This window comes from Variovorax robiniae (assembly GCF_037889955.1).
Taxonomy (GTDB): domain Bacteria; phylum Pseudomonadota; class Gammaproteobacteria; order Burkholderiales; family Burkholderiaceae_C; genus Variovorax; species Variovorax robiniae.
In genome coordinates, this window is sequence record NZ_JBBKZS010000009.1 from 180,727 (window position 1) to 202,891 (window position 22,165).

Annotated in this window: 22 protein-coding genes; 12 read left to right on the forward strand and 10 right to left on the reverse strand. The window is 67.6% G+C overall.

Going from position 1 to position 22,165, the window contains the following annotated elements; translation table 11 throughout:
• Positions 1-44: 44 nt before the first annotated feature.
• Positions 45-1,148, forward strand: coding sequence for an alkene reductase (locus WKW79_RS21320; protein ID WP_340337203.1), 1,104 nt, complete (start codon positions 45-47; stop codon positions 1,146-1,148).
• Between the two features lie 416 nt (positions 1,149-1,564).
• On the opposite strand, the gene WKW79_RS21325 is transcribed toward WKW79_RS21320, so the two are convergent.
• The 3 genes from WKW79_RS21325 to WKW79_RS21335 all read right to left on the reverse strand — a co-directional run bounded on the left by WKW79_RS21325 (position 1,565) and on the right by WKW79_RS21335 (position 4,145).
• Positions 1,565-3,160, reverse strand: coding sequence for a mechanosensitive ion channel family protein (locus WKW79_RS21325; protein ID WP_340337204.1), 1,596 nt, complete (start codon positions 3,158-3,160; stop codon positions 1,565-1,567).
• Positions 3,161-3,213: 53 nt separating this feature from the next.
• The gene (locus tag WKW79_RS21330) at positions 3,214-3,645 is read right to left on the reverse strand and encodes a YidH family protein (protein WP_340337205.1); all 432 of its coding nucleotides are present in this window, start codon (positions 3,643-3,645) and stop codon (positions 3,214-3,216) included.
• Positions 3,646-3,743: 98 nt separating this feature from the next.
• Positions 3,744-4,145 (reverse strand): response regulator transcription factor, encoded by a 402-nt coding sequence (locus tag WKW79_RS21335; RefSeq protein WP_340337206.1) that lies wholly within the window; start codon positions 4,143-4,145, stop codon positions 3,744-3,746.
• Between the two features lie 109 nt (positions 4,146-4,254).
• Here WKW79_RS21335 and WKW79_RS21340 point away from each other — a divergent pair, with 109 nt between their 5' ends.
• From WKW79_RS21340 to WKW79_RS21350, 3 genes are read left to right on the forward strand one after another with little or no spacing between them, the layout of a single operon-like run.
• Positions 4,255-4,740 carry a RidA family protein gene (locus WKW79_RS21340; protein WP_340337207.1) on the forward strand — a complete coding sequence of 162 codons (486 nt, stop codon included), beginning with the start codon at positions 4,255-4,257 and terminating at the stop codon, positions 4,738-4,740.
• 27 nt (positions 4,741-4,767) lie between these two features.
• Positions 4,768-5,409: a hypothetical protein gene (locus WKW79_RS21345; RefSeq protein WP_340337208.1), complete on the forward strand. Its 642-nt coding sequence runs from the start codon at positions 4,768-4,770 to the stop codon at positions 5,407-5,409.
• A 21-nt stretch (positions 5,410-5,430) separates the two neighbouring features.
• The gene (locus tag WKW79_RS21350) at positions 5,431-5,724 is read left to right on the forward strand and encodes a hypothetical protein (protein WP_340337209.1); all 294 of its coding nucleotides are present in this window, start codon (positions 5,431-5,433) and stop codon (positions 5,722-5,724) included.
• A gap of 1 nt (position 5,725) precedes the next feature.
• On the opposite strand, the gene WKW79_RS21355 is transcribed toward WKW79_RS21350, so the two are convergent.
• The 3 genes from WKW79_RS21355 to WKW79_RS21365 form a co-directional block, all read right to left on the reverse strand.
• A complete protein-coding gene (locus WKW79_RS21355) occupies positions 5,726-7,105 on the reverse strand; it encodes a sensor histidine kinase (protein ID WP_340337210.1) in 1,380 nt (459 codons plus the stop codon).
• Positions 7,098-7,799: a response regulator transcription factor gene (locus WKW79_RS21360; protein ID WP_340337211.1), complete on the reverse strand. Its 702-nt coding sequence runs from the start codon at positions 7,797-7,799 to the stop codon at positions 7,098-7,100. Before WKW79_RS21360 ends, WKW79_RS21355 begins: the two co-directional genes overlap by 8 nt.
• A gap of 95 nt (positions 7,800-7,894) precedes the next feature.
• Positions 7,895-10,120, reverse strand: a complete 2,226-nt coding sequence (locus WKW79_RS21365; protein WP_340337212.1) for a heavy metal translocating P-type ATPase — start codon at positions 10,118-10,120, stop codon at positions 7,895-7,897.
• Between the two features lie 114 nt (positions 10,121-10,234).
• Here WKW79_RS21365 and WKW79_RS21370 point away from each other — a divergent pair, with 114 nt between their 5' ends.
• From WKW79_RS21370 to creC, 5 genes are all read left to right on the forward strand, one after another.
• Complete coding sequence (locus WKW79_RS21370) at positions 10,235-10,429, forward strand: heavy-metal-associated domain-containing protein (RefSeq protein ID WP_340337213.1); 195 nt, start codon at positions 10,235-10,237, stop codon at positions 10,427-10,429.
• On the forward strand, positions 10,426-10,824 hold the full coding sequence (gene cueR / locus WKW79_RS21375) for a Cu(I)-responsive transcriptional regulator (protein ID WP_340337214.1): 399 nt from the start codon (positions 10,426-10,428) through the stop codon (positions 10,822-10,824). Before WKW79_RS21370 ends, cueR begins: the two co-directional genes overlap by 4 nt.
• A 75-nt stretch (positions 10,825-10,899) precedes the next feature.
• Positions 10,900-11,961 (forward strand): cupin-like domain-containing protein, encoded by a 1,062-nt coding sequence (locus WKW79_RS21380; protein WP_340337215.1) that lies wholly within the window; start codon positions 10,900-10,902, stop codon positions 11,959-11,961.
• A gap of 52 nt (positions 11,962-12,013) precedes the next feature.
• A complete protein-coding gene (creB, locus tag WKW79_RS21385) occupies positions 12,014-12,760 on the forward strand; it encodes a two-component system response regulator CreB (protein ID WP_340337216.1) in 747 nt (248 codons plus the stop codon).
• Positions 12,757-14,199, forward strand: coding sequence for a two-component system sensor histidine kinase CreC (creC, locus tag WKW79_RS21390; protein ID WP_340337217.1), 1,443 nt, complete (start codon positions 12,757-12,759; stop codon positions 14,197-14,199). The genes creB and creC overlap by 4 nt, the downstream gene beginning before the upstream one ends.
• A 295-nt stretch (positions 14,200-14,494) precedes the next feature.
• Here creC and WKW79_RS21395 read toward each other — a convergent pair whose 3' ends face one another.
• The gene (locus WKW79_RS21395; protein ID WP_340337218.1) at positions 14,495-14,860 is read right to left on the reverse strand and encodes a DUF4148 domain-containing protein; all 366 of its coding nucleotides are present in this window, start codon (positions 14,858-14,860) and stop codon (positions 14,495-14,497) included.
• A gap of 158 nt (positions 14,861-15,018) precedes the next feature.
• The gene (locus WKW79_RS21400) at positions 15,019-15,936 is read right to left on the reverse strand and encodes a LysR family transcriptional regulator (RefSeq protein WP_340337219.1); all 918 of its coding nucleotides are present in this window, start codon (positions 15,934-15,936) and stop codon (positions 15,019-15,021) included.
• Positions 15,937-16,048: 112 nt separating this feature from the next.
• Here WKW79_RS21400 and WKW79_RS21405 point away from each other — a divergent pair, with 112 nt between their 5' ends.
• From WKW79_RS21405 to WKW79_RS21415, 3 genes are all read left to right on the forward strand, one after another.
• Positions 16,049-17,296 carry an aromatic ring-hydroxylating dioxygenase subunit alpha gene (locus WKW79_RS21405; RefSeq protein ID WP_340337220.1) on the forward strand — a complete coding sequence of 416 codons (1,248 nt, stop codon included), beginning with the start codon at positions 16,049-16,051 and terminating at the stop codon, positions 17,294-17,296.
• A gap of 85 nt (positions 17,297-17,381) precedes the next feature.
• On the forward strand, positions 17,382-17,852 hold the full coding sequence (locus tag WKW79_RS21410; protein WP_340337221.1) for an aromatic-ring-hydroxylating dioxygenase subunit beta: 471 nt from the start codon (positions 17,382-17,384) through the stop codon (positions 17,850-17,852).
• The gene (locus tag WKW79_RS21415; RefSeq protein ID WP_340337222.1) at positions 17,849-18,157 is read left to right on the forward strand and encodes a non-heme iron oxygenase ferredoxin subunit; all 309 of its coding nucleotides are present in this window, start codon (positions 17,849-17,851) and stop codon (positions 18,155-18,157) included. The genes WKW79_RS21410 and WKW79_RS21415 overlap by 4 nt, the downstream gene beginning before the upstream one ends.
• Position 18,158: 1 nt before the next feature.
• Here WKW79_RS21415 and WKW79_RS21420 read toward each other — a convergent pair whose 3' ends face one another.
• Entirely contained in the window at positions 18,159-20,546 is a 2,388-nt protein-coding gene (locus tag WKW79_RS21420; protein ID WP_422823936.1) for a penicillin-binding protein 1A, read from the reverse strand.
• A gap of 24 nt (positions 20,547-20,570) precedes the next feature.
• A complete protein-coding gene (gene creD, locus WKW79_RS21425; RefSeq protein ID WP_340337224.1) occupies positions 20,571-22,001 on the reverse strand; it encodes a cell envelope integrity protein CreD in 1,431 nt (476 codons plus the stop codon).
• Positions 22,002-22,165 lie beyond the last annotated feature (164 nt).

Sequence of the window (22,165 nt, forward strand, 5' to 3'; positions counted from 1 at the left end):
CCTTACGCTCGGCGCCCTCCTCTCGGCAACCGGAACCCAGAACAATGACCACGCTTTTCGACCCCGTCCAGGCCGGCGACCTGCAACTCGCCAACCGCATCGTCATGGCGCCGCTCACGCGCAACCGCTCGCCCAACGCCGTGCCGCGCGACATCACCGCCACTTACTACGCCCAGCGCGCCAGCGCCGGCCTCCTCATCACCGAGGCCACCGCCATCAGCCACCAGGCCCAGGGCTATGCCGACGTGCCGGGCCTCTACGGCAGCGAGCAGATAGAGGCCTGGAAGCACGTCACCGACGCCGTGCATGCCAAGGGCGGCAAGATCGTCGTGCAGCTGTGGCACGTCGGCCGTGTCTCGCACACCGAGCTGCAACCCGAAGGCGGCAAGCCCGTCGCGCCCTCGGCCATCACGGCGAAGACCAAGACAGTGCTCATCAAGGACGACGTGCCCACCTTCGTCGAGACCTCCGAGCCGCGCGCGCTGAAGGCCGAGGAACTGCCCGGCATCGTCCACACCTACGCAGCCGCCGCACGCAACGCCGTGGAATCCGCCGGCTTCGACGGCGTCGAAATCCACGGCGCCAACGGCTACCTGCTCGACCAGTTCCTCAAGACCGGCAGCAACCAGCGCACCGACGACTACGGCGGCAGCATCGAGAACCGCGCCCGCCTGCTGCTCGAAGTGACGCGCGCCATCGTCGACGCGGTCGGCGGCGGCAAGGTCGGCATTCGCCTCTCGCCCGTCACGCCCGCCAACGACGTGCGCGACGACAATCCGCAGCCGCTGTTCGACTATGTGGTCAAGCAACTCGCGCCGCTCGGCCTGGCCTACATCCACATCATCGAAGGCGCGACCGGCGGCCCGCGCGAGATCGAGGACCGTCCCTTCGACTACGAAGCACTGAAGTCCGCCTACCGCGCCGCCGGTGGCAAGGGCGCATGGATGGTCAACAATGGCTACGACAAGCCGCTGGCCGAGACCGCCGTGAAGGAAGGCGACGACCTCGTGGCCTTCGGCAAGCCCTTCATCTCCAACCCCGACCTGGTGCGCCGCCTGCGCGAGAACGCGCCGCTGAATGCGCTGGACAAGGCCACGATGTACGGCGGTGGGGCCAAGGGCTACATCGACTACCCGGCGCTGGCCTGACGGTCTGACCAGTCGTCGAGCACGGGGCTTGGCCCGCGCGATGAGTGATGCACAAGGCGCTGTCGATTGGCAGCGCCTTTTTTCCCCTGGCGGCTCACATCCAACGCTTCAGCGTTGCGGTCGCTCCAGCGAAAGATCCACGCAGCTGCAGGACGCAGGTACCGCACAGGTCGCGACAGCGCCAGCGGATGCGACCGTGCTCGTCCCCCCGATGCACAAGGCCTGCTTCTGCGCCGGGCAAGCCGTACCGCAACTGGCGCAGGCGCCCTCGACAGGCGCGGAACATCGCGGCCCCTGGATCTCCGTCTTCAGCAGCACGATGTCCGAGGATGTCGTTGTCGTGGAACATCCGCACAGGATGACGGCGCCGATCACGGAAAGCAGAAGCAGTTTCACAGGCACGCCCTTCTCTTGATCTACACCGCCGGCGGCGGACGCCAGCCGTCCTTCGGCACCAGCACCGCATCGGCCGGCTGCAGCACGTAGTTCGGCGACATCAGCTGCACGCCGTATTCATTGAACACATCGACGATGTGGCTGTGCAGCTCGTGGAGCACGTCGTACTTCAGCGCTTCGGGGCGCATGAAGACGTTCAGCTCGTACTCGATGTACCAGTCCTGCAGACGCACCTGGCGCACCACCGGCACCGGCGTGGGCAGCAGGCCTGCGGTGCGCCCGGCGGCCATCACCAGCATGGCCTGCACCTGGCGCCACGGCGTGTCGTAGCCGATGGTCACCGTGGTCGAGATCGACATCTCCGCGGGCTTGCCCGTCTGCGTGTAGTTCACCACCTTCGCTGCCACCACCACGGCATTGGGCAGCGTGACCTCCTGCTCGAGTCGGTTGCGCAGCTTGGTCGAGAACACGCCGAGGCTCAGCACCTGCCCCTCCTCGTCGCCGATCCGCACCTGGTCGCCAGGGCGCAGTGCACGCGAATAGACCAGCACGAAGCCGGCCATGATCTGCGACACCACGCCCGACGAACTCAGCGTGACCAGCACGCCGAACAGCACGCTCAGCCCCTTGAACGCATCGGAGTCCGAGCCCGGGATGAAGGGATAGGCCATCACCAGCGCAAAGATCCAGACCATTCCCGAACTGAGGCGCTTGGTGGCGCCGATGGTGTCGGGCTGCAAGGCAGGCAGGGCCGCGCCGCTGGCACGCGCACCTTCGAACAAGGCATGCAGCACCTTCACACCGATGCGCGCCAGCACGACGATGACCGCGATCATGGCCACGTCGGGCAGCGAATTCAGGACCGCCAGCAGCACCCGCGCCACGAGCTCCCTCAGCGACTCGCCCAGCGTGGCGCCCCAGGGCTGCGTGTAGGGGAAGCGCGTGAGCACGAAGGCGAGCCACAGGTACAAGGCCACCAGCACCAGCGCCAGCCGCACCCACTGCACGAGGTGCATCAGCAACTGCACCAGCATGCGGCGCCAGTCGAACATCGAGCGGGCGGCGGCACGCGCGCGCATGCCCCGGGTCCAGGCCTCGACCTCGCGCGCACCGCGACGCAGCGCCATGAGGACGGCCGAGAGGATCACGCTGGCCAGCACGGTCCATGCGATACCGACGGCCAGCCTGCGCCCGCCGCCCGCTTCCCACCGCACCAGCAATGCCGCCTGGAGCCGCGCGCCGGCCTCGGCGGCCACCTTCTGCAGCGGCGGATCGCCCGGCTCCAGGTCGGCCGGGAACACCGCGAACATGGTCGCGCCCTGCTGCGTGATGATGTAGCCGTGGACCCCGTCCTGGCTGATTTCCGTCACCAGCACCGGCTCCTGCAGGCGCGCCGACGGCACCGCATCGATGCGCTCCACCGCACGGGCAGCGCGCTGCTTCGCCGTCAGGCCGAACATCGGCGCGCGAAATACGAACACCGGGCGATTGGCCACGTAGAGCGGCGCCTCGACCGTCGCTTCCTTCGGCTGCGGCTGCTGCGCGCACACGCCAAAGGCCGAGAAGACCAGGACCAGCGCAAGCAACGCGGCGAAGCGGGACGCAAGGGACTTCATGCCTGCGACCCTAGCCGGCGCCAATCGAATGCGCAACAGGCTGCCGGGGCTGCTCAGCTAAGCAGCAGCCAGATCGCACTGACCGCGCCCATCGCCACCACTGCGAGGGTCAGCAAACTCACCGACGTGGAACTGGGCTCGAAGCGCTGCTCCACGATCTGCTTGTAGGTCTTGCGATAGCGCAACAGCGACCACAGCAACAGCACCATGCCGATGATCACCATGCCGAGCCCGACATTGGCTGCGTCGCGCATCGGGAAGTTCTCATGCTCGAGCAGCTTCTCCGCGTCCTTGCCTTGCAGCAGGTAGATGGCGAATCGGTTGATCGTGATGCCGAAGCTCATCATCGACAGCGCGGTGCGCAGGTAGGCCAGGTGGGTGCGCTCGTTGGCCAGGTGCGAACGCGCATCGGCCAAGGCCGTGCGGTGCGCGGCCATTTCATTGGAGGTGGGGCCGGGCGCCGGGCCCTCCGCGGGTTCGATCATGCGTTTGCTCCTGCGCTTGTCATCGCGGACTCCTTCCGGCGTGCGAATCACACGGCGGTTTTAGTCCCTTGCCCTGGCGCGCGGAACTGGACTTTGGTTCAGGTCGCGTCCTCGCCCTCATCGCCCCGCCGGCCGACCGCGCCGGCGATCGCCTCGAACAATTCGTCGCTGGAAAAGGGCTTGCGCAGCAGGCCCTTTCCGCCGAGCGCGAGCGCCGAACGATCCAGGCCGGGGTCGTCGCTCGCGGTGATGAAGACCACCGGCACGTCGAGCTTCGCCGCCCGCATGCGCGACTGCAGCTCGAAGCCCGACAGGCCCGGCATGTGCAGGTCCACGATGGCGCACAGCGGAAGCTGCCGGCCCTCCAGCGAGGCCAGGAAGTCCTCGCCGCTGGCGTACTCGCCCACCCGGTAATCGGCCAGGCGCAACAATCGCCCGAGCATGATGCGCACGGGCGATTCGTCGTCCACGACGGCAATGAGCGGTTCGGGATGGAGCACCGTCGGACGCTACGCCCCCACGGCCTTGCCGGGGACTGGACTTTGGTTCAGTGTGCCGTCAGCATGACACCCACCCCCGGATCGCCCCGCGGCAAGGAGAGAGATTCAAGTGGCACACATCGAACAACGCCTCGCAGCCCTCGGCCTGGTGCTGCCGCCGCCGGTCAGGCCGCCGCCCGGCGTGGTGCTGCCGTTCCGGGCGGTGCGGCTGGTCGGACGCCGGGCGATCATCTCCGGCCACGGGCCGCAAGCCGAGGACGGCGCCATCGCGCGTCCCCTCGGCAAGGTCGGCGCGGCACTCACTCTCGAGCAAGGCCACGCGGCGGCGCGGCTCACGGCCTTGGCCATTCTCGGCAGCCTGCAGCGCGCGCTGGGCGATCTCGACCGCATCAGCGCCTGGGTCCGCGTCTTCGGCATGGTGAATTCGGCGCCGGGCTTCAACCAGCAGCCGAGCGTGATCAATGGCTTTTCCGACCTGATCCTGGAACTCTTCGGCCCGGAGGTCGGCGCGCATGCGCGCAGCGCGGTCGGCATGGCCGAACTGCCCTTCGACCTGCCGGTGGAAATCGAAGGCGAGGTCGAAATCGCTGGATGACGACAATCGCCTGGGGGAGATCCATCGATGACAAGCAAACTCATGTCGCTCGCCGCGGCGATGTCCGTCGGCGCCTGGCTGGCCGGCTGCGCCACCGGCACGCCGACCGCGGCCTCGGCGGCCATCACGGCGCCCGTGCCGACCATCCGGCCGCCGGCCGGCGTCACCTGGCAACTGGCCGGCGCGCACGACTTCGAGGCGAACCGCCCCGGCCTCGGCAGCCGGCAGCGCTATGAAAGCGTGGTCGGCTGGGTGGATGTCTACCACTACGGCCTGGGCCGCAGCAACTGGGCCACGGGCGTTGCCGACCCGGCCTTCGACGCGCACTTCCGCAGCACCATCAACGAGGTCCGGCAACTGGCGCAGTCGGGCCAGTACACCGATCTCAAGATCGGCCCCACGCGCGACACACGCATCGGCGGGCTCGACTTCCGCACCGTGAGCTACCAGTTCCGCAGCCAGGGCCGGCCACTCGAATCGCGCACCTTCATGACCGGCTTGCAGGGCCGCCTGCTCAAGTACCGCATGAACTTCCCGAGCCCGGTGGAAGGCGACGTCGACGACATCGCGCGCGACTTCATCGACAAGGACCTGCGCCACGCGCCCGGGGCCATCGACGCCTCCGCGCCGCGGGCGCCCCTGCGCATTGCGCGGCGCTCGCAAGGCTGAACCACCGCAGGCACGACGACCATGGACGACGGCACCGGCCCCTACCTCGGCGACATGGTCACCGTCGCGCAAGACCTCACGCCCACCGATGCCCACATGCTGTGCGCCTGCCTCAATGCGGCGCGCGTGCCGGCCGTCGTGGCCGACGACAACCTGGTGCAGGCCAACCCGCTCTGGAGCGTGGCCGTCGGTGGCGCCAAGCTGCGCGTGGCTGCATCACACGTCGCGGAAGCCCTGCAGGTGATCGCCGCCTTCGAACGCGGCGACTTCGCGCTGGACGACGACTTCGACCCGGGCAACGCGGCGCCCCGGTGATTCAGCCCGCCGCCGAGAACGCGACGCTGGCGCGCAAGCCGCCGGTGACTGCGTCGTTCTCCAGCGTGAGCACCGCGCCCAGCAGCCCCGCATAGCGCGACACGATCGACAGCCCGAGCCCGGCGCCTTCGCCCAGCTTGTGGCCGGCCGCGCCCTGGGCCCAGCGCTGCATCAGGTCGCGCCGCGCCTCCGGCGGAATGCCGGGGCCGTCGTCGACCACGCTCAGCACCGTGCCGGCCAGCTCCACCGTGATGGTGCGGCCGCCGTAGCGCAGCGCGTTGTCGATGAGGTTGTCGAGCACGCCTTCGATCAGCGCCGCGTTGGACTGCACCACCACGTCCGCGCCCTCCTCGATGCCGCGCGCGCCCAGGTCCACGCCGCGCGCATCGGCCCGCGCCAGGTGCCGCAGCACCGTCTGCTCGACCAGTTCGGCCAGGTGCACCGGCGCGCGCACCTGCGTCGCGTGTGCCTCGTCGGCCAGGGCGATCGCGAGCAACTGGTCGACCATGTGGCTGGCGCGCGCCTCGCTCTTGGCCACGCGCTGGAGCTGTTCGCGCCAGACCGCAGGGTCCGCGTGCGCGAGGCCATAGTCCGCCAGCGCACGGATGCCCGCCAGCGGCGTGCGCAGCTCATGCGCCACGTTGCCGGCGAACTGGCGTTGCGCCTGCACGCTGTGGCTGAGCCGGTCGAACAGCGAGTTCACCGCATCGCCCAGCCCCTCGACCTCGCGCGAGGTGCGCACCACTGTCACCGGCGCAAGTTCGTCGGCATCGCGGCGGTCGAGCGCCTGCTGCAGGTCGACCAGCGGCCGCAGGTCGGTGCGGATGCGGCGCCACAGCCACACCGCGAGCAGCCCGAGCAGCAGCAGTTGCGGCACCAACGTGTACAGCAGCAGGCGCTGGATCAGAGCGGTGCGCCCGCGCGTCGTCTGCGCGATCACCACGCTGTGGCCGGTCGGGTCCTGCTGGCTCAGCACCACGGCGCGAAAGGGCTTGCCTCGGAACTGGATGTCGGAGAACTGGAAGCGGGAGCCTGGCTCGGGCATCGGTGCCGTCAAACCGGTCTCGCCGGCAATGCGGGAACCATCGGGCCGCAACACCGCGAAGTGGACTTCCTCCGACTGATCGAACAGCAAGGTGGTCACTTCCCGCGGCGACAGCAGCAACTCCACCCCGCGCTCGCCCAACTGGATGTTGGCCGACACCGCCAGCGCATCGTCCAGCATCGCGTGATCGAAGGCCTGCCCGGTCAGGTAGTGCGCGGCGCCGCCCGCCACCACCGTGCCGATCGACCAGCTCAGCGCCAGCGGCCACAGCACATTGCGCAACACCCTGCGCGTGAGCGACGGCGCACTCGGCCCCGCCGATTGGGGCTCAGGCACGGGATTCAGGTTCTGCTTCCAGCAGGTAGCCGATGCCGCGCAAGGTGCGGATGCTGGCGCCGCTGCCCGCGAGCTTCTTGCGCAGCCGCGAGATGAAGGCTTCCAGCGCGTTGTCGCCGAGCGCCTCGTCGAAGCCCGACAGCTTGTCGGACAAGGCGCGCTTGCTCACCGCACGGCCGGGCGGGCTCATCAGTTCCCACAGCACCTCGAACTCGCGCGCTGGCAGGTCGAGCGGGCCCTCGGCATTGGAGAAGCGGCGCGCCTTGCGGTCGAGCTTGAGGTCGCCCTGCATCACGATGTCCTCGGTGCCCTGGGCGCGCCGCACCAGTGCACGCAGGCGGGCCTCCACCTCGGCCAGGTCGAAGGGCTTGCCGAGGTAGTCGTCGGCGCCCGCATCGAGGCCGGCAATGCGTTCATCGGTGCGATCGCGTGCGGTCAGCACCAGCACCGGCGTGCGGTCGCCGCGGCTGCGCGCCTGCCGCAACGCGTGAAGGCCGCTGGACAGCCCGCTGGTCGTGCTGGCGGTGGCAGGCAGGTTCAGGTCGAGCAGCACCGCATCGAAGGGCTGCACGCGCCAGAGGTGGTCGGCGTCCTCGACGTTGGTCGCCACATCGATGCGGTGTCCCGCATCGGCCAGGCTGCGCAACATCACGTCGCGCAGAACCGTGTCGTCTTCAACCAGGAGGATTCGCATGGGCTTCAGTACTTGGGCCAACGCATGCGTGGGGAGTCTGCATTGGCGCGATTGAACAGGGCCAACAGCATACGGCAGCGCCCTGACCAAATCGTTCAGGTTTCCGCACGCGACGGCCGCCAGCGCCGCAGCAGCAAGGCATTCGCCATCACGCTGACGCTGGAGAGCGCCATCGCCGCGCCGGCCACCACCGGACTCAACAGGCCCAGCGCCGCGAGCGGCACGCCGGCCGCGTTGTAGGCAAAGGCCCAGAACAGGTTCTGCCGGATCTTGCCGACGGTGCGCCCCGAGAGTTCCAGCGCCTCGGCCACCAGCGCCAGGTCGCCGCGCATCAGCGTGATGCCCGCGGCTTCCATCGCGACGTCGGTGCCGCCCTGCGCATGCGCCATCGCGATGCCGACATCGGCCGCCGCGAGGGCCGGTGCATCGTTGACGCCGTCGCCGACCATCGCAACCACATGCCCGCCGCGCTTCAGTGCGCCGACCACGGCCGCCTTGTCGGCGGGCAGCACATTGGCATGAACATCAGCCCCATCGATGCCCAGGCGCGCGGCCATCGCGAGCGCCGCCCGCTGGTTGTCACCGGAGATCATCACCACGCGCAGGCCTCGAGCGCGCAGCGCCGCAATGGCTTCGGCCGCGTGCGGCTTGGGCTGGTCGGTGAAGGCCAGCAGCGCGCGCAATACGGGATGCTCGCCTTCGAACCGAAGCAGCGCCGACAAGGTCGCGCCTTCATCCTGCAACGCGCGCGGCGGCTCGACAGGCACGCCCAGTTCCTCGCACCAGCGCAGGCTGGCCATGGCCCACTCGCAGTCGCCCACCCAGCCGCGCACGCCGCGCCCCGGCAGCGCTTGCAGGTCCCGGGGCGCTTTCACCGACACGCCGCGCCGCTGTGCCGCCACGAGCACAGCGCGCGCCAGCGGATGGCCGCTGCCACCCTGCAATGCCGCCGCCACGCCGAGCAACCCCGCCTCATCGCCCTCGCCCACAGGCAACAGCGCCACGAGTTCCGGCGTCCCCAGCGTGAGCGTGCCGGTCTTGTCGAAGGCCACCGTGTCGACACGGTGCGCCAGTTCCAGCGCCTGCGCGTCTTTGACCAGGATGCCGCGCCTTGCCGCGACCCCGGTGCCCGCGATCACCGCCACCGGCGTGGCCAGGCCCAGCGCGCATGGGCAGGCGATGACCAGCACCGTCACGGCATGCACCAGCGCCGGCTCCATGCCCACGCCGGCCAGCCACCAGCCGAGCAAGGTCGCGAGCCCGAACAGCAACACCGCCGGCACGAACACCGCGGCGACCTTGTCGACCAGCTTCTGGATCGGCGCCTTGGCTGCCTGCGCATCCTCGACCAATCGGATGATGCGCGACAGCACGCTCTCGGCGCCCACCGCCCGCACCTCGACCACCAGCCGCCCCACACCGTTGACCGAGCCGCCAGTCACCGCATCCCCCACGCGCTTCGGCACCGGCAAGGGCTCGCCCGTGAGCATCGACTCGTCCACCTCCGACTCGCCCTCCAGCACTCGTGCATCCGCCGGCACGCGCTCGCCCGGCCGCACCGCCAGCCGGTCGCCCGGCATGACCTCGGCGAGCGGCAGGTCCGACTCCGCTCGCGGCCCGACCAGGTGCGCCACCTCGGGCCGAAGCTGCTGCAACGCGCGAATCGCCGACGTGGCCTGCCGCTTGGCGCGCGCCTCCAGCCACTTGCCGAGCAGCACCAGCGCGATCACCACCGCCGAAGCCTCGAAGTACAGATGCGGCACCGCATGGCCTGCATGCGCGTCCGTACCGGCCCGCCACCACAGCCAGAGCGACAGCCCGAAGGCCGCGCTCGTGCCCAGCGCCACCAGCAGGTCCATGTTGCCGGTGCGCGCCTTCAACGCATGCCAGCCGGCGCGGTAGAAGCGCGCGCCCAGCCAGAACTGCACCGGCGCTGCCAGCAGCAGTTGCAGCCACGGCGGCAGCATGAAGCTGATGCCCAGCGGCGCCAGCAGCATCGGGGCGAGCAGCGGCGCCGACAACAGCAGGCCGGTGGCCACCGGCCCGAAGCCGTGCCAGGCCGACACTTCCGGCCCGGCACCCACCACTGTCAGGCGCGGCTCATACCCGGCCGCGCGCACGGCGCGACGCAGGCGCGCATCCATCGCCTCGCCCGGCCCTTCCCCGGCCCAGGCCACGCGCGCCGATTCGGTCGCCAGGTTCACCGTGGCCACGGTCACGCCCGGCACCTGCCGCAGCGCACGCTCGACTCGGCCCACGCACGAGGCGCAGGTCATGCCGCCCACCGATATATCCAGCATCGCTTCCTTCAAGGTATCCATGCCCGCAAGCCTAAAGTCTCACACGGTGGCAAGGTCAAGTCCGACACGATCGCCTTCGCCGCGGCGCCAGCATCCACACTTCGAACGGTCCAAGAACAACCGAGGAGCCTACCCATGAGCCAGAAATTCCAGGTCGACGGCATGAGCTGTTCGCATTGCGCGGAGAGCGTGACGCAAGCCGTCAGGCAGGTCGACCCCGAAGCCCAGGTCACCGTCGACCTGCCCACCGGCCATGTCGATGTGCTGACGCACCAACCGCGCGAAGACATCCGCCTGGCCATCGAGAACGCCGGCTACCGGGCCGCATGATGCGCGTCGCGATCGGCGAGGCGGCACGGCAGTCCGGGGTGTCCGCCCGCATGGTGCGGCACTACGAGGGGCTCGGCCTGCTGCCTGCCGTCGATCGCACCGACAGCGGCTATCGCCAATACAGCGAAGCCGACATCCACACCCTGCGCTTCGTCAAGCGCGCCCGCGACCTCGGTTTCTCGATGAGCGAGATCGCCGAACTGGCCGGCCTCTGGCACAATCGCCGCCGCACCAGCGCCAGCGTGAAGACCATCGCGCAACGGCACCTGGCTGAGCTCGACCAGCGCATCGCCGCCATGCAGGCCATGCGCAAGACCCTGACCCACCTGGTCCATTGCTGCCACGGCGACCAGCGGCCGGAGTGCCCCATCCTCGATGATCTGGCGGGAACGTGACTTTGTCGGAAGGAATCCCGACGCTGCGACTTCCGGTGCATTGCCGGCGTACAACCTCGTTTGTAGGATTTGAGTATGTATTCGCAATTCCCGGCTGATCAGGGGCAGCCGACGCCCGAGACTTCGTCCGCCGCCCAGGCCGGGCGGACACGCGCACCCTGGCTCCCGATCGAAAGAGTCGACGGCACGCGCCTCGAATACGACGAGTTTCTCGCCCGCTACATGCATGCCGGCCGCCCGGTCGTCATCTCCAACGTCGCCAGCGAATGGGCTGCCATGCACCAGTGGACGCCCGAACACTTCAAGCAGCGCTTCGGCAGCAAGCCCGTGGCCATCGCCTATGGCCGCGACATGCCCTTCGACCAGTTCATCGACGAAGTGGTGGCGTCGAGCCCGGAGAAGCCGGGCCCCTACATGTACCGGTCGTTCCTGCATGAGGTGCTGCCCGAGTTGCTGCCGGACGTGATCCCGCAGAACAAGTTCGCCTTCCCGCGCCGCTATGCCAGTCCGCTGATGCCCGAGAAATGGCGCCGCCCCGATGGCTACCTGAAGCTGCTCATCGGCGGCATCGGCAGCAAGTTCCCGGTGATGCACTTCGACGGCGAGAACGCGCATGCCGTCATCACGCAGATCTACGGCGACAAGGAATTCATCGTCTACGCGCCGGAAGACACGCCGTACCTCTACGCCAAGAAGGCCTTTCCCAACCACTCGGTGGTCGACGACCCGGTCATGCAGGACCTGGAGCGCTTCCCCCTGCTGGCCCAGGCCACGCAATACCGCACCGTCCTCAAGCCCGGCGACATGGTCTTCGTACCGGCCAAGTGGTGGCACGTGGCGCGCGCGCTGTCGACTTCCATCTCGGTCTGCAGCAACATCCTCGACGGCTCCAACTGGGACGACTACGTCGAGGAAGTCGCGGTGGCGGAAGCCGGCACGTCGCCCAAGCGCGGCAAGGCCATCCGCCGCTACCTGACGGCTGCAGGCCGTGTGCTCGCAAAGCTGGAGAGCATGCAGTACAACTCGCCTGCGCTGGCCCGCGCGCTGGTGCTGCCGCGGGTGCTGGCGCCAGTGTCGGCGGAAGTGGCGCCTGAGCCTTCGCGTACACAGTTGCAGATTCGCATCCCCGGTAGTTGAGCCTGGGACGCCATGGCAGGCGCGGCCGGCGCGAGTCGGTACCATTCGCGCCATGCCGCCCAAGCCCCGCATCCTGATAGCCGAAGACGAGTCGGGCATCGCCGACACCCTGCAGTACGTGCTGCGCAGCGACGGTTTCGAGCCCGTGTGGTGCGCCACCGCGGAAGACACGATCAAGTCGTTCTCGCGGGAGCCGCCGGCGCTGGCCATCCTCGACGTGGGCCTGCCGGACCTGAATGGGTTCGAACTCTTCAAGCGCCTGCAGGGCATCACGCGCGCTTCCGGCGGCGTCGAGGTGCCGATGATCTTCCTGACTGCGCGCAGCGACGAGATCGACCGCGTGGTGGGCCTTGAACTGGGGGCCGACGACTACATCGCCAAGCCCTTCTCGCCGCGCGAACTGGTGGCGCGTGTGCGCACCGTCTTGCGTCGCAGCGGACGGGCGCAGGCGCCGGTGGCGGCGCCTGTCGCGGTCGCAGCACCGCCGCCCATGCCGCAGCCCTTCATGCTCGATGCCGAGCGCATGCAGATCCGCTACTACGGCCGCGTGCTCGATCTCTCCCGCTACGAATACGGCCTGCTCAAGCTCATGGTGCAGCGCCCCGGCCGCGTGTTCACGCGCGACGAACTGCTGCAACTGGTGTGGGACGACGCCAGCGAAAGTTTCGACCGCACGGTGGACGCCCACATCAAGACCCTGCGCGCCAAGCTCAAGGCCATCGCACCCGAGGTCGAGCCGATCCGCACATTGCGCGGCACCGGCTACGCCTTGAACGAAGAGCTTCCTGCAGCGCTGTGACCCAACGCACCCGCATCTTCATCGGCATCCTGCTGATCTACACCATCGGCATTGCATTCCTGTTGTACCGCGTGATGGCCGACATCGATCCGCGCTATCGCGAATCGGCGGAGGAATCCCTCGTCGAGACTTCGCAATTGATGGCCAGCCTCGTCGAGCAGGATGTGATCGCCGGTGCGCTCAACACGGCGAAGCTGGAGCCGCTGTTCCGCTCGGTCTACGCGCGGCAGTTCTCGGCGCAGATCTACAACCTGCACAAGACGCGGGTCGAACTGCGCGTCTACGTCACCGACCGCACCGGGCGCGTCGTGTTCGACTCGACCGGACGCGCGATGGGCCACGACTACTCGCGCTGGCCCGACGTGGCCCGATCGCTTGCCGGGGAATACGGCGCACGCACCTCGCGCGACGTGGCCAGCGATCCGCGCTCTTCGGTGATGTACGTCGGCGCGCCGATCCGCTGGGGCGAGGAGATCGTCGGCGTGGTCAGCGTGGGCAAGCCGGTGCAGAGCTTCGGGCAGTTCGTCGAGGACGCGCGCGCGCGCACGCTGTGGGTGGGCGTGGGTTCGGCCTTCGCTCTGCTGGTGCTGGCGATCATCATGTCGGTGTGGCTGGTGCGGCCTTTCGGGCTCATCTCCGACTACTGGAAGTGGGTGCGCAGCCAGCCGCGCCTGAGCGTCTCGCGCATGGTGCGCCGCGCCGTCGACGTGCTGCGCGGCGGCATCGGCGAGATGCGCGATGCGCTCACCGGCCGCAACTACGTGGCCGACTACGTGCAGAACTTCACCCATGAAGTGAAGAGCCCGCTCTCGGCGATCCGCGGTGCGGCCGAGCTGCTGCAGGAACCGTCGATGCCGCAGGACCAGCGCGAACACTTCCTCGTCAACATCACGCGCGAGACGCAACGCATCCAGGAGATCGTGGATCGCATGATGGAGCTGACGGCCCTCGAGGCGCGGCGCTCGCTGGACCGCGTGGAGCCGATCGTTCTGGCGGGCTTTCTCCAGGACGTCGCGGGCAGTGCGCACACTGCCGCATCGGCACGCGACGTGTCCGTGCGCGTGGCCATCGACTCGCCCTTTGCAACCGTGGAGGGCGACCCCTTCCTGCTGCGCCGCGCGGTGAGCAACCTGCTCGACAACGCGATCGACTTCTCGCCGCCGGGGCGCGAGGTGGTCATCACCTTGCAGGCGACCTCAAGGCTCGCACGCATCACCGTGCGCGATCGCGGGCCGGGCATTCCGGACTACGCGGAAGACAAGGTGTTCGAGAAGTTCTATTCGCTGGCGCGACCGCACAGCCACAAGAAGAGCACGGGGCTCGGCCTGGCCTTCGTGAAGGAGATCGCGGCGCTGCACCGGGGACATGTGGAGCTGGTGAACGGGCCGGGCGGTGGGGCGCTGGCGACGTTGACCTTGCCGTTGGCGGCGCGTGGGTGAGCGAGGCCTGACGCGCAGAAGAGCGCATCCCCGTCGGACGCCGCGAAGACATTCCCGAACAATCAGACGGCCGAACGCTGCGACGGCGGGAGCGGCAATGGGAGGCGAAGGCTCTGCCGCTCGATGCGATCGAACGATGGGACACGCGGCATATCGTCCCCCGGAACATCCAGTTCCAGCAACGATGCGCGCGGATCACCTTGCAGGTAGCGGACCTGCATGAGGCACTGACGAAGAAGAGCCATGAAAGACACGAGCCGTGCCGGCGCAAGCGCACCGGCACGTGAAGCGCTACTTATTGCGCGACGGTCGAAGCCTTCTTGCTGGCTTGCACCTGCGCTGCGAGCGGGTGCGGCATCGTCGACACGACGGTGCTGTTGACGCGCGAACCACGCGACACGTTCTGGTCGGGTGCGTAGTTGGCATACACGGCTTCGGCGCGGACCGCGGATGCGTCGGCCTGCACGACGAAGCGCTCGGCGCCACGCGAACCGCGCGGAATGTTCTGGTCCGCCGCGGCTGCGGTGCGGACGGCATCGGCATATACGGCGTCGCGGCTTGCCACCGACACGGGCGCTTGAACGCCTTCATAGGTCTCGGCATGCAGGCCGGCAGCCAGCAGAGCCAATGCGCTTGCGGAGAGGATGTGAAGAGTCTTCATTTCGATGCCTTGGGTTGAGAGGTTCTTCTTGCGCGGCGTCTTTCGGGTCGCCTCGTGAAAAAGATTCTCTGGCGCGCCTTTGCTGCGTGCGCACGGCGAATCGCGAACGGCCCGTTCACGAAATCGAAACGATGACAGCACCACTTTCGGTGCAGGCCTCAGCGCGCAAACATACCGAAGATCAACTCCCGCAACCACTGGTTCGCCGGATCCTGGTGATAGCGCGCATGCCAGAACAGTGTGATCGCCGTATCGGGCAGTGGCGCCGGATGCTTCACCCACACCAGCCCGAAGGGCTCGACGATCTTCTCGGCCAGGCGCTGCGGCAGCGTGGCGATCATGTCGGTGCCCGCGAGGATGTGGCCGACCGCGACGAAGTGCGGCACGCGCAATCGCACCATTCGCTTTATGCCGCGTCGCTGCAAGGCTTCATCGACGCGGCCATGGCCGGTGCCCACGGCCTCCACGACCACATGATCCGCCGCCACGAACTCGGCCAGCGTGATGCGCCGCTTGCTGTTGCTGCCGAAGTCCAGCGCATGGCCCTTGCGGAACACGCACACATAGCCTTGCGGAAACAAGCGGCGCTGCAGGAAGCCGGCCTTCAGTTGCGGCAACAGTCCGAGCGCCAGGTCGACCTGCCCGGCGCTCATCGCGTCGGAGAGGTTCACGGCCGAGTTGCGCACCGTGCTGAGGCGCACCTGCGGCGCCTGCGTCTTCAGCGCATCCATCAGCGTCGGAAGGAAGTAGATCTCGCCGATGTCCGACATGCCGATGTTGAAGCTGCGCTGGCTCGTCAGCGGGTCGAAGCTGATGCGCTGGTTCATCGCGCCGTGCAGCAGTGCCAGCGCATCGGCCACGGGTTGCGCGAGCAGCTGCGCACGCGGCGTGGGCACCATGCCGCCGGGCGTGCGCAGGAACAGTTCGTCGCCGAGCAGCTTGCGCAAGCGGGCCAGCGCATTGCTCACGGCCGGCTGCGTGAGGCCCAGCGTCTCCGCCGCGCCGGACACGCGGCGCTCCATCAGCAACTGGTTGAACACCACCAGCAGGTTGAGGTCGATTTCGTGAAGGTCCATGCCCGCCAGTATTCACCAAGTTGATGCACAGTATTCGCCGAATTCCATTGGCTGATAGCGTCAACAGGGCCATCATCGCAAGCGAGAGCCGCCCCACGAGGAGACAACCGACATGGCCCACGAAGCCGTCCTGCGATGGCACGACGCAGGCACCAGCCGCATCCCTTTCGCCGCCTACACCGACGACGCGCTGCACCGCGAGGAACTGGCGCGCCTGTTCTACAAGGGACACTGGTGCTACGTCGGCCTCGAGGCCGAGATCCCCGACGCCGGCGACTTCAAGCGCACGTCCATCGGCGAGCGCTCCGTCATCATGGTGCGCGACGCCAACGGCACGGACGTCCACGTCGTCGAGAACGCCTGCGCGCACCGCGGCGTGGCCTTCTGCCGCGAGCGCCATGGCAACCGCAAGGAGTTCACCTGCCCGTACCACCAGTGGAGCTACACGCTCAATGGTGATCTGCAGGGCGTGCCGTTCCGACGCGGGGTCAAGCAGGACGGCAAGGTCAATGGCGGCATGCCAGCCGACTTCAGGCCAGCCGAGCATGGCCTCACCAAGCTGAAGGTGGCCGTCCGCGGCGGCGTGGTGTTCGCGTCCTTCGACCACGACGTAGAACCGCTGGAAGACTTCATCGGCCCGGCCGTGCTGCACTACTTCGACCGCATCTTCGACGGTCGCAAGCTGCGCATCCTCGGCTACAACCGCCAGCGCATTCCGGGCAACTGGAAGCTCATGCAGGAGAACATCAAGGACCCCTACCATCCTGGCCTTCTGCACACTTGGTTCGTCACCTTCGGGCTCTGGCGCGCGGACAACAAGTCGCAACTCGTGATGGACGATCACCATCGTCATGCGGCCATGATCTCGACCCGCGGCGCGCAAGGCCAGGCCGAGCAGGTCACGCAGGTGTCCAGCTTCAAGGCCAGCATGCAACTGCAGGACCCGCGCTTCCTCGACATCGTGCCCGAGCCCTGGTGGGGCGGCCCGACGGCGGTGATGACCACGCTGTTCCCGAGCGTGATCCTGCAGCAGCAGGTCAACAGCGTGTCGACGCGGCAGATCATCCCGGACGGCCACGGCTCCTTCGACTTTGTCTGGACGCATTTCGGCTTCGAGGACGATACGCCGGAGATGACGCAGCGCCGACTGCGCCAGGCCAACCTGTTCGGGCCGGCGGGGTTCGTGTCGGCCGACGATGGCGAGGTCATCGAGTTGTCGCAGATGAGTTTCGAAGCCAGGCCTTCACATCGCACGCTGGTGGAGCTTGGCGGACGCGAGGTCGGCAACACCGACCACATGGTCACCGAGACGCTGATCCGCGGCATGTACCAGTACTGGCGCGAGGTGATGGAGGCATGAGCGCAGCGCCGAGCCGCCTCAAGCAAGCTCGCGCCCCCGCGGGGGGCAGCGAGGACACGAAGTGCCGAGCGTGGGGGCAACAGACATGAGCTTCGACGACTACATGGCGCTCACGCGCCTCCATGCCGACTACGCGCGCGCCGTCGACTCCGGCAACTGGGACCTGTGGCCCGGCTTCTTCACCGACGACTGCGTCTACCGCATCCAGCCGCGTGAGAACCATGAGCGCGGCTTTCCGCTGGCCACGCTGTCCTTCGAGAGCAAGGGCATGCTGATGGACCGCGTCTACGGCATCAAGGAGACGCTGTTCCACGATCCGTACTACCAGCGCCATGTCGTCGGCGCCCCGCTCGTTCACAAGGACGACGGCGAGCGCATCGAATGCGAAGCCAACTACGCGGTGTTCCGCACCAAGTTCAACGAGCTGACCTCGGTCTACAACGTCGGCCGCTACATCGACACCGTCGTGCGCACGCCCGAGGGCCTCAAGTTCGCATCGCGCCTGGTCGTGTACGACAGCGAGATGATTCCCAACTCATTGATCTACCCGCTATGAACTGGATCGACATCGCTGCCGACGACGCCGTGCCCCCGGGGGACGTCATCGGCGTGGAAACCGCCGGGCTCGACATCGCCCTCTTCGACGTCGACGGCACCATCCACGCGACAGACAACAGTTGCACTCACGGCGATGGCCGCCTGTGCGACGGCTTCCTCGAAGGCCACGAGATCGAATGCCCATTGCACCAGGGCAAGTTCGACGTGCGCACCGGCAAGGCGACCTATGCGCCGGCCGACAAGCCGGTCCGCAGTTACCCGGTGAAGATCGAGAACGGGCGCATCTGGCTCGCGGTCGGTTGAATCAACGGAACCAGTCGAGGATGCGATTGCGCTCCTCGGGCGCTGCAGGGGTGACCGCCGGCGCAGGCGCGACAGTCACAGGCGCCGGCATCGTCGGCCCACCCACCTGCTGCTCCGCCGGTGCTGTCGGCATCGCCGCTTCGAGGCCCAGGCTGGCCACGCCACGTCCCGGCGTGAAGTCGTCGTAGTACCAGTTGCCATCGACATTGATCACGCCCTCGGGCGCCTTCAGTGAAGCCACGGGCACGCTCTTCAACGCGGTCTCCATGTAACCGGTCCACATCGGCAGGCTCAGGCTGCCGCCGGTCTCGCCGCGCACGCCGAGCTGGCGCGGCGCGTCGTAGCCGACCCAGGCGATGCCGACCATCGTTGGCTGGAAGCCCGCGAACCAGGTGTCGACGGAATCGTTGGTGGTGCCGGTCTTGCCGAACAGGTCGTCGCGCTTCAGCGTCTGCCAGGCCTTGAAGGCCGTGCCACGCTTCACCACGCTGTTGAGCAGCGTGCGCATCACGAAGGCATTGCGCTCCGGGATCGCGCGCATGCTTTCATCGAGCACCGGGGGTTTGTTCTCGAACTCGACCTTGCCCTTGAAGTCGGTCACGCGGGTCACGAGGTACGGGGCCACGCGGTAGCCGCCATTGGCAAACACCGAGTACGCCGCCGCCATCTGCATCGGCGTGACCGAACCGGCGCCCAGACCCATCGGCAGCACCGCCGGATGCTTGTCCTTGTCGAAGCCGAAGCGCGTGATCCAGTCCTGCGCGTACTCGGTGCCGATGGCCTGCAGCACGCGCAAGGTGACCATGTTCACCGACTTCTCCAGTGCGCGCTGGATCGTCATCGGGCCGGCGTAGGTGCCTTCGAAGTTCTTCGGCTCCCACGGCGCGCCGCCCGTGGCTGCGCTGTCGAACACCAGCGGCGCATCGTTGACCACCGTGGCCGGCGAGAAGCCCTTCTCCAGCGCCGCCGAATAGATGAAGGGCTTGAAGGTCGAGCCCGGCTGGCGCCAGGCCTGCGTGACATGGTTGAACTTGCTCTTGTCGTAGTCGAAGCCGCCGACCAGCGCCTTGATCGCACCGTCACGCGGATCGAGCGCGACGAAGGCTGCCTCGACCTCGGGCAACTGCGTGATCTCCCAGGCGCCCTTCGCTCCCTTCGTCACGCGGATGATCGCGCCACGACGGATCGCGAGGTTCGCGGGCGCCTTGGCGGAGAGGCTCGCCAGCATAGGGCGCAAGCCCTCGCCGTTGATCTGCAAGGTGTCGCCATTGGCGCGCACCGCAACCACTTCCTTCGGGCTGGCCGAGAGCACCACGGCCGCCAGCACGTCGCCGTTGTCGGGATGGTCGGCCAATGCGTTGTCCACTGCATCGTCGAGCGCGGATTGATCCGTCGGCAGCTCGACCGTCTGCTCCGGCCCGCGATAGGGCTGGCGCCGCTCATAGTCCATCACGCTGCGGCGCAATGACTTGTACGCCGCGGCCTGGTCCGCCGCCACCAGTGTCGTGTAGACCTTGAGGCCGCGCGTATAGACGCTGTCGCCGTACTGCGCCAGCATCTCGCGCCGCACCGACTCGGCCACGTACTCCGCATGCACGCGCGCCGGGTCGGCCGCATCGCGCAGGTGCAGCTTCTCTTCGCGCGCGGCAGTGGCCTGCTCCGCGGTGATCGCACCCGTGTCTTCCATGCGCCCGATCACATGCAACTGGCGCTCGCGAGCGCGGCGTGGATTCACCAGCGGGTTGTTGGTGCCAGGCGCCTTCGGCAGGCCGGCCAGCATCGCGGCCTCGGCCGTCGTGATGTCCTTGAGCGGCTTGCCGAAGTAGCTCTCCGACGCGGCAGCAAAACCATAGGACCGGTTGCCCAGGTAGATCTGGTTCAGGTAGATCTCGAGGATCTGGTCCTTGCTCAGCGTGCTCTCCAGCTTCCAGGCGAGCAACGCCTCGTAGGCCTTGCGCGTCATGGTCTTCTCGGAACTCAGGTACACGTTGCGCGCGACCTGCTGCGTGATGGTCGACGCGCCCTGCCGGTTCGCGCCATGCAGGATGTTGGTGAGCACCGCACGCAGCAGCCCGAAGTAGTCGATGCCGCCGTGCTCGTAGAAGCGCGAGTCCTCCACCGCCACCACCGCATCCTTCAACACCTTCGGCACCTCGGCGATGGGCACCAGGTCGCGGCGCTCCTCACCGAATTCGCCGATCAACACCTCATCGCTGGAGTACACGCGCAAGGGCAGCTTGGGCCGGTAGTCGGCCAGCGCCGACACATCGGGCAGCTTGGGCGTGATCACCACCATCGCGACGCCCACCGCGCCCAGCACCAGCAACACACCGGCCACGACAGCGCCGCCGCCCCACACGACCAAACGCTTCAATACAGGATTCAACATCGGGGAATTGCGCTTTCTCATCAATCAATTGGAAGGCGAGGGCTCAGGCACCACCGCCACAGGGCCGGCCGCATTCGCGGAACCGACCGACAAGGCATACCAGTCGACCTTGCGCGTCGCCAGCATCAACACCGCCAGCATGCCGAAGACCAGCAATGCACCGAGCAACAACGCGTTGCTCTCCGAGGCCAGCAGGCCATACAGCGCGCCATACAGCACCGTCACATACGCGCCAAAGGAAAGGCCACGCTGCCACCCGCCCAGCACCGCGCTGAAGTAGGCGGCCAGCAACAGCACGCTGGCACTCGCGGCCCCAGCATAGGCCAATCCGAAAGCGACCTTCTCCGACAGCGCGAGCAACAACAGGAAGAACAGTGCGATCGACAAGCCCACCAGCCCGTACTGCACCGGATGCAGGCGCAACTTGCGGAACAGCTCGAACATGAAGGCCGCCATGATCACCAGGCCGATGAACAGCACGCCGTATTTTCCCGCACGCGTGGACATCGAATAAACGTTGACCGGTTGCGCCAGCGATACGTCAAAGGATTGCAGGAATGCCGGATCGGTTCCCTTGCGCGCGGTCACACCGTTCAACAATTGCTCACGCGCCGTCGTCACCAGCGATGACACGCGCCAGCGCGCGTCGAAACCCTGCGCCGTGATGCTGCGCTCCGACGCCAGGAAGCGTCCGCCAAAACTCGGATGCGCCCAAGGCGACGTGATGTGCGCCGTGGTCTCGCTGCCGAGCGGCACCATCGACAAGGTCTCCTGTCCGACCAGCCCCAGCTTCAATTCGAAAGGCAGTGGCTTGCCCGCCTGCCATGCCGCCAGCGCCTCGCCCGACAGCGGCGCATGAATGCCGCCGCCCATCACGCCATCGTCCGCCAGGCCGGGCACGCGCTGCGCGAAACGCAGCGACTCGCCTTGCATCGACAACGCGGGCGAGCCATCGAGCCCGCGCAGGTCGCTCACCTTGAAGGCGATGTACGGCGTCTTCATTTCGATCTGCGCATCGGTCTCGCTGCGCGGAATGCTCGCCACATTGAAGCCCGCGAACGCGCCATCGAGCGTCGCCTTGAGCGTGTAGAACGGCACCTTGAAGATGCCGCGATAGCGCTCCTGCGGCAGCAGGTTGCCTTCGATGTGCTGCCGCTCGGGGAACACGATGTGCACCGCTTCCTTGCTGCGTTGCAGGTTGCGGATGACGTTACCTTCCGCGTTGCGCTGCACCTCCGTCCAACGCTCCACATAGGGCACCACCAGCAGCGGACCGATCACCTGCTGGCTGTCCGCGTAGGTGCGTGCCAGTTCTGCCGCAGCCTCCCGCTGGCTCTGCCCGCGCTCCTGGTTCAGCGCGTCGATGCGGGCCAGCGGAATGCACAGCAGCAGCGTGAGCAACAGCAGGCCTGCGACCTTGAACAGGATCGAATTCCTCAGCGCCTGGTAAATCATGGAATGTCCTCCTCGTTTGCGACGCCGCGATGCTCGCCGCGCCACACGAAGCGGGTGTGAAACCCCGCACCGCAAGACTTCACACAGGCTTCACATTCACGCTGCTTCGTTCCCGCCGCCTTCCAATTGCCTTCGCCATCGCTCGCGACATTGAGGTCCGTGCA

Excerpts from the sequence above, each read along its gene's own strand:
- WKW79_RS21380 (WP_340337215.1), top strand. The coding sequence starts at position 10,900 with ATGTATTCGCAATTCCCGGCTGATCAGGGGCAGCCGACGCCCGAGACT.
- WKW79_RS21365 (WP_340337212.1), bottom strand. The coding sequence starts at position 10,120 with ATGGATACCTTGAAGGAAGCGATGCTGGATATATCGGTGGGCGGCATG.
- WKW79_RS21405 (WP_340337220.1), top strand. The coding sequence starts at position 16,049 with ATGGCCCACGAAGCCGTCCTGCGATGGCACGACGCAGGCACCAGCCGC.
- WKW79_RS21415 (WP_340337222.1), top strand. The coding sequence starts at position 17,849 with ATGAACTGGATCGACATCGCTGCCGACGACGCCGTGCCCCCGGGGGAC.
- WKW79_RS21360 (WP_340337211.1), bottom strand. The coding sequence starts at position 7,799 with ATGCGAATCCTCCTGGTTGAAGACGACACGGTTCTGCGCGACGTGATG.
- WKW79_RS21320 (WP_340337203.1), top strand. The coding sequence starts at position 45 with ATGACCACGCTTTTCGACCCCGTCCAGGCCGGCGACCTGCAACTCGCC.
- WKW79_RS21345 (WP_340337208.1), top strand. The coding sequence starts at position 4,768 with ATGACAAGCAAACTCATGTCGCTCGCCGCGGCGATGTCCGTCGGCGCC.
- WKW79_RS21325 (WP_340337204.1), bottom strand. The coding sequence starts at position 3,160 with ATGAAGTCCCTTGCGTCCCGCTTCGCCGCGTTGCTTGCGCTGGTCCTG.
- WKW79_RS21350 (WP_340337209.1), top strand. The coding sequence starts at position 5,431 with ATGGACGACGGCACCGGCCCCTACCTCGGCGACATGGTCACCGTCGCG.
- WKW79_RS21395 (WP_340337218.1), bottom strand. The coding sequence starts at position 14,860 with ATGAAGACTCTTCACATCCTCTCCGCAAGCGCATTGGCTCTGCTGGCT.
- WKW79_RS21400 (WP_340337219.1), bottom strand. The coding sequence starts at position 15,936 with ATGGACCTTCACGAAATCGACCTCAACCTGCTGGTGGTGTTCAACCAG.
- WKW79_RS21410 (WP_340337221.1), top strand. The coding sequence starts at position 17,382 with ATGAGCTTCGACGACTACATGGCGCTCACGCGCCTCCATGCCGACTAC.
- cueR (WP_340337214.1), top strand. The coding sequence starts at position 10,426 with ATGATGCGCGTCGCGATCGGCGAGGCGGCACGGCAGTCCGGGGTGTCC.
- WKW79_RS21420 (WP_422823936.1), bottom strand. The coding sequence starts at position 20,546 with ATGTTGAATCCTGTATTGAAGCGTTTGGTCGTGTGGGGCGGCGGCGCT.
- creD (WP_340337224.1), bottom strand. The coding sequence starts at position 22,001 with ATGATTTACCAGGCGCTGAGGAATTCGATCCTGTTCAAGGTCGCAGGC.
- creB (WP_340337216.1), top strand. The coding sequence starts at position 12,014 with ATGCCGCCCAAGCCCCGCATCCTGATAGCCGAAGACGAGTCGGGCATC.
- WKW79_RS21330 (WP_340337205.1), bottom strand. The coding sequence starts at position 3,645 with ATGATCGAACCCGCGGAGGGCCCGGCGCCCGGCCCCACCTCCAATGAA.
- WKW79_RS21370 (WP_340337213.1), top strand. The coding sequence starts at position 10,235 with ATGAGCCAGAAATTCCAGGTCGACGGCATGAGCTGTTCGCATTGCGCG.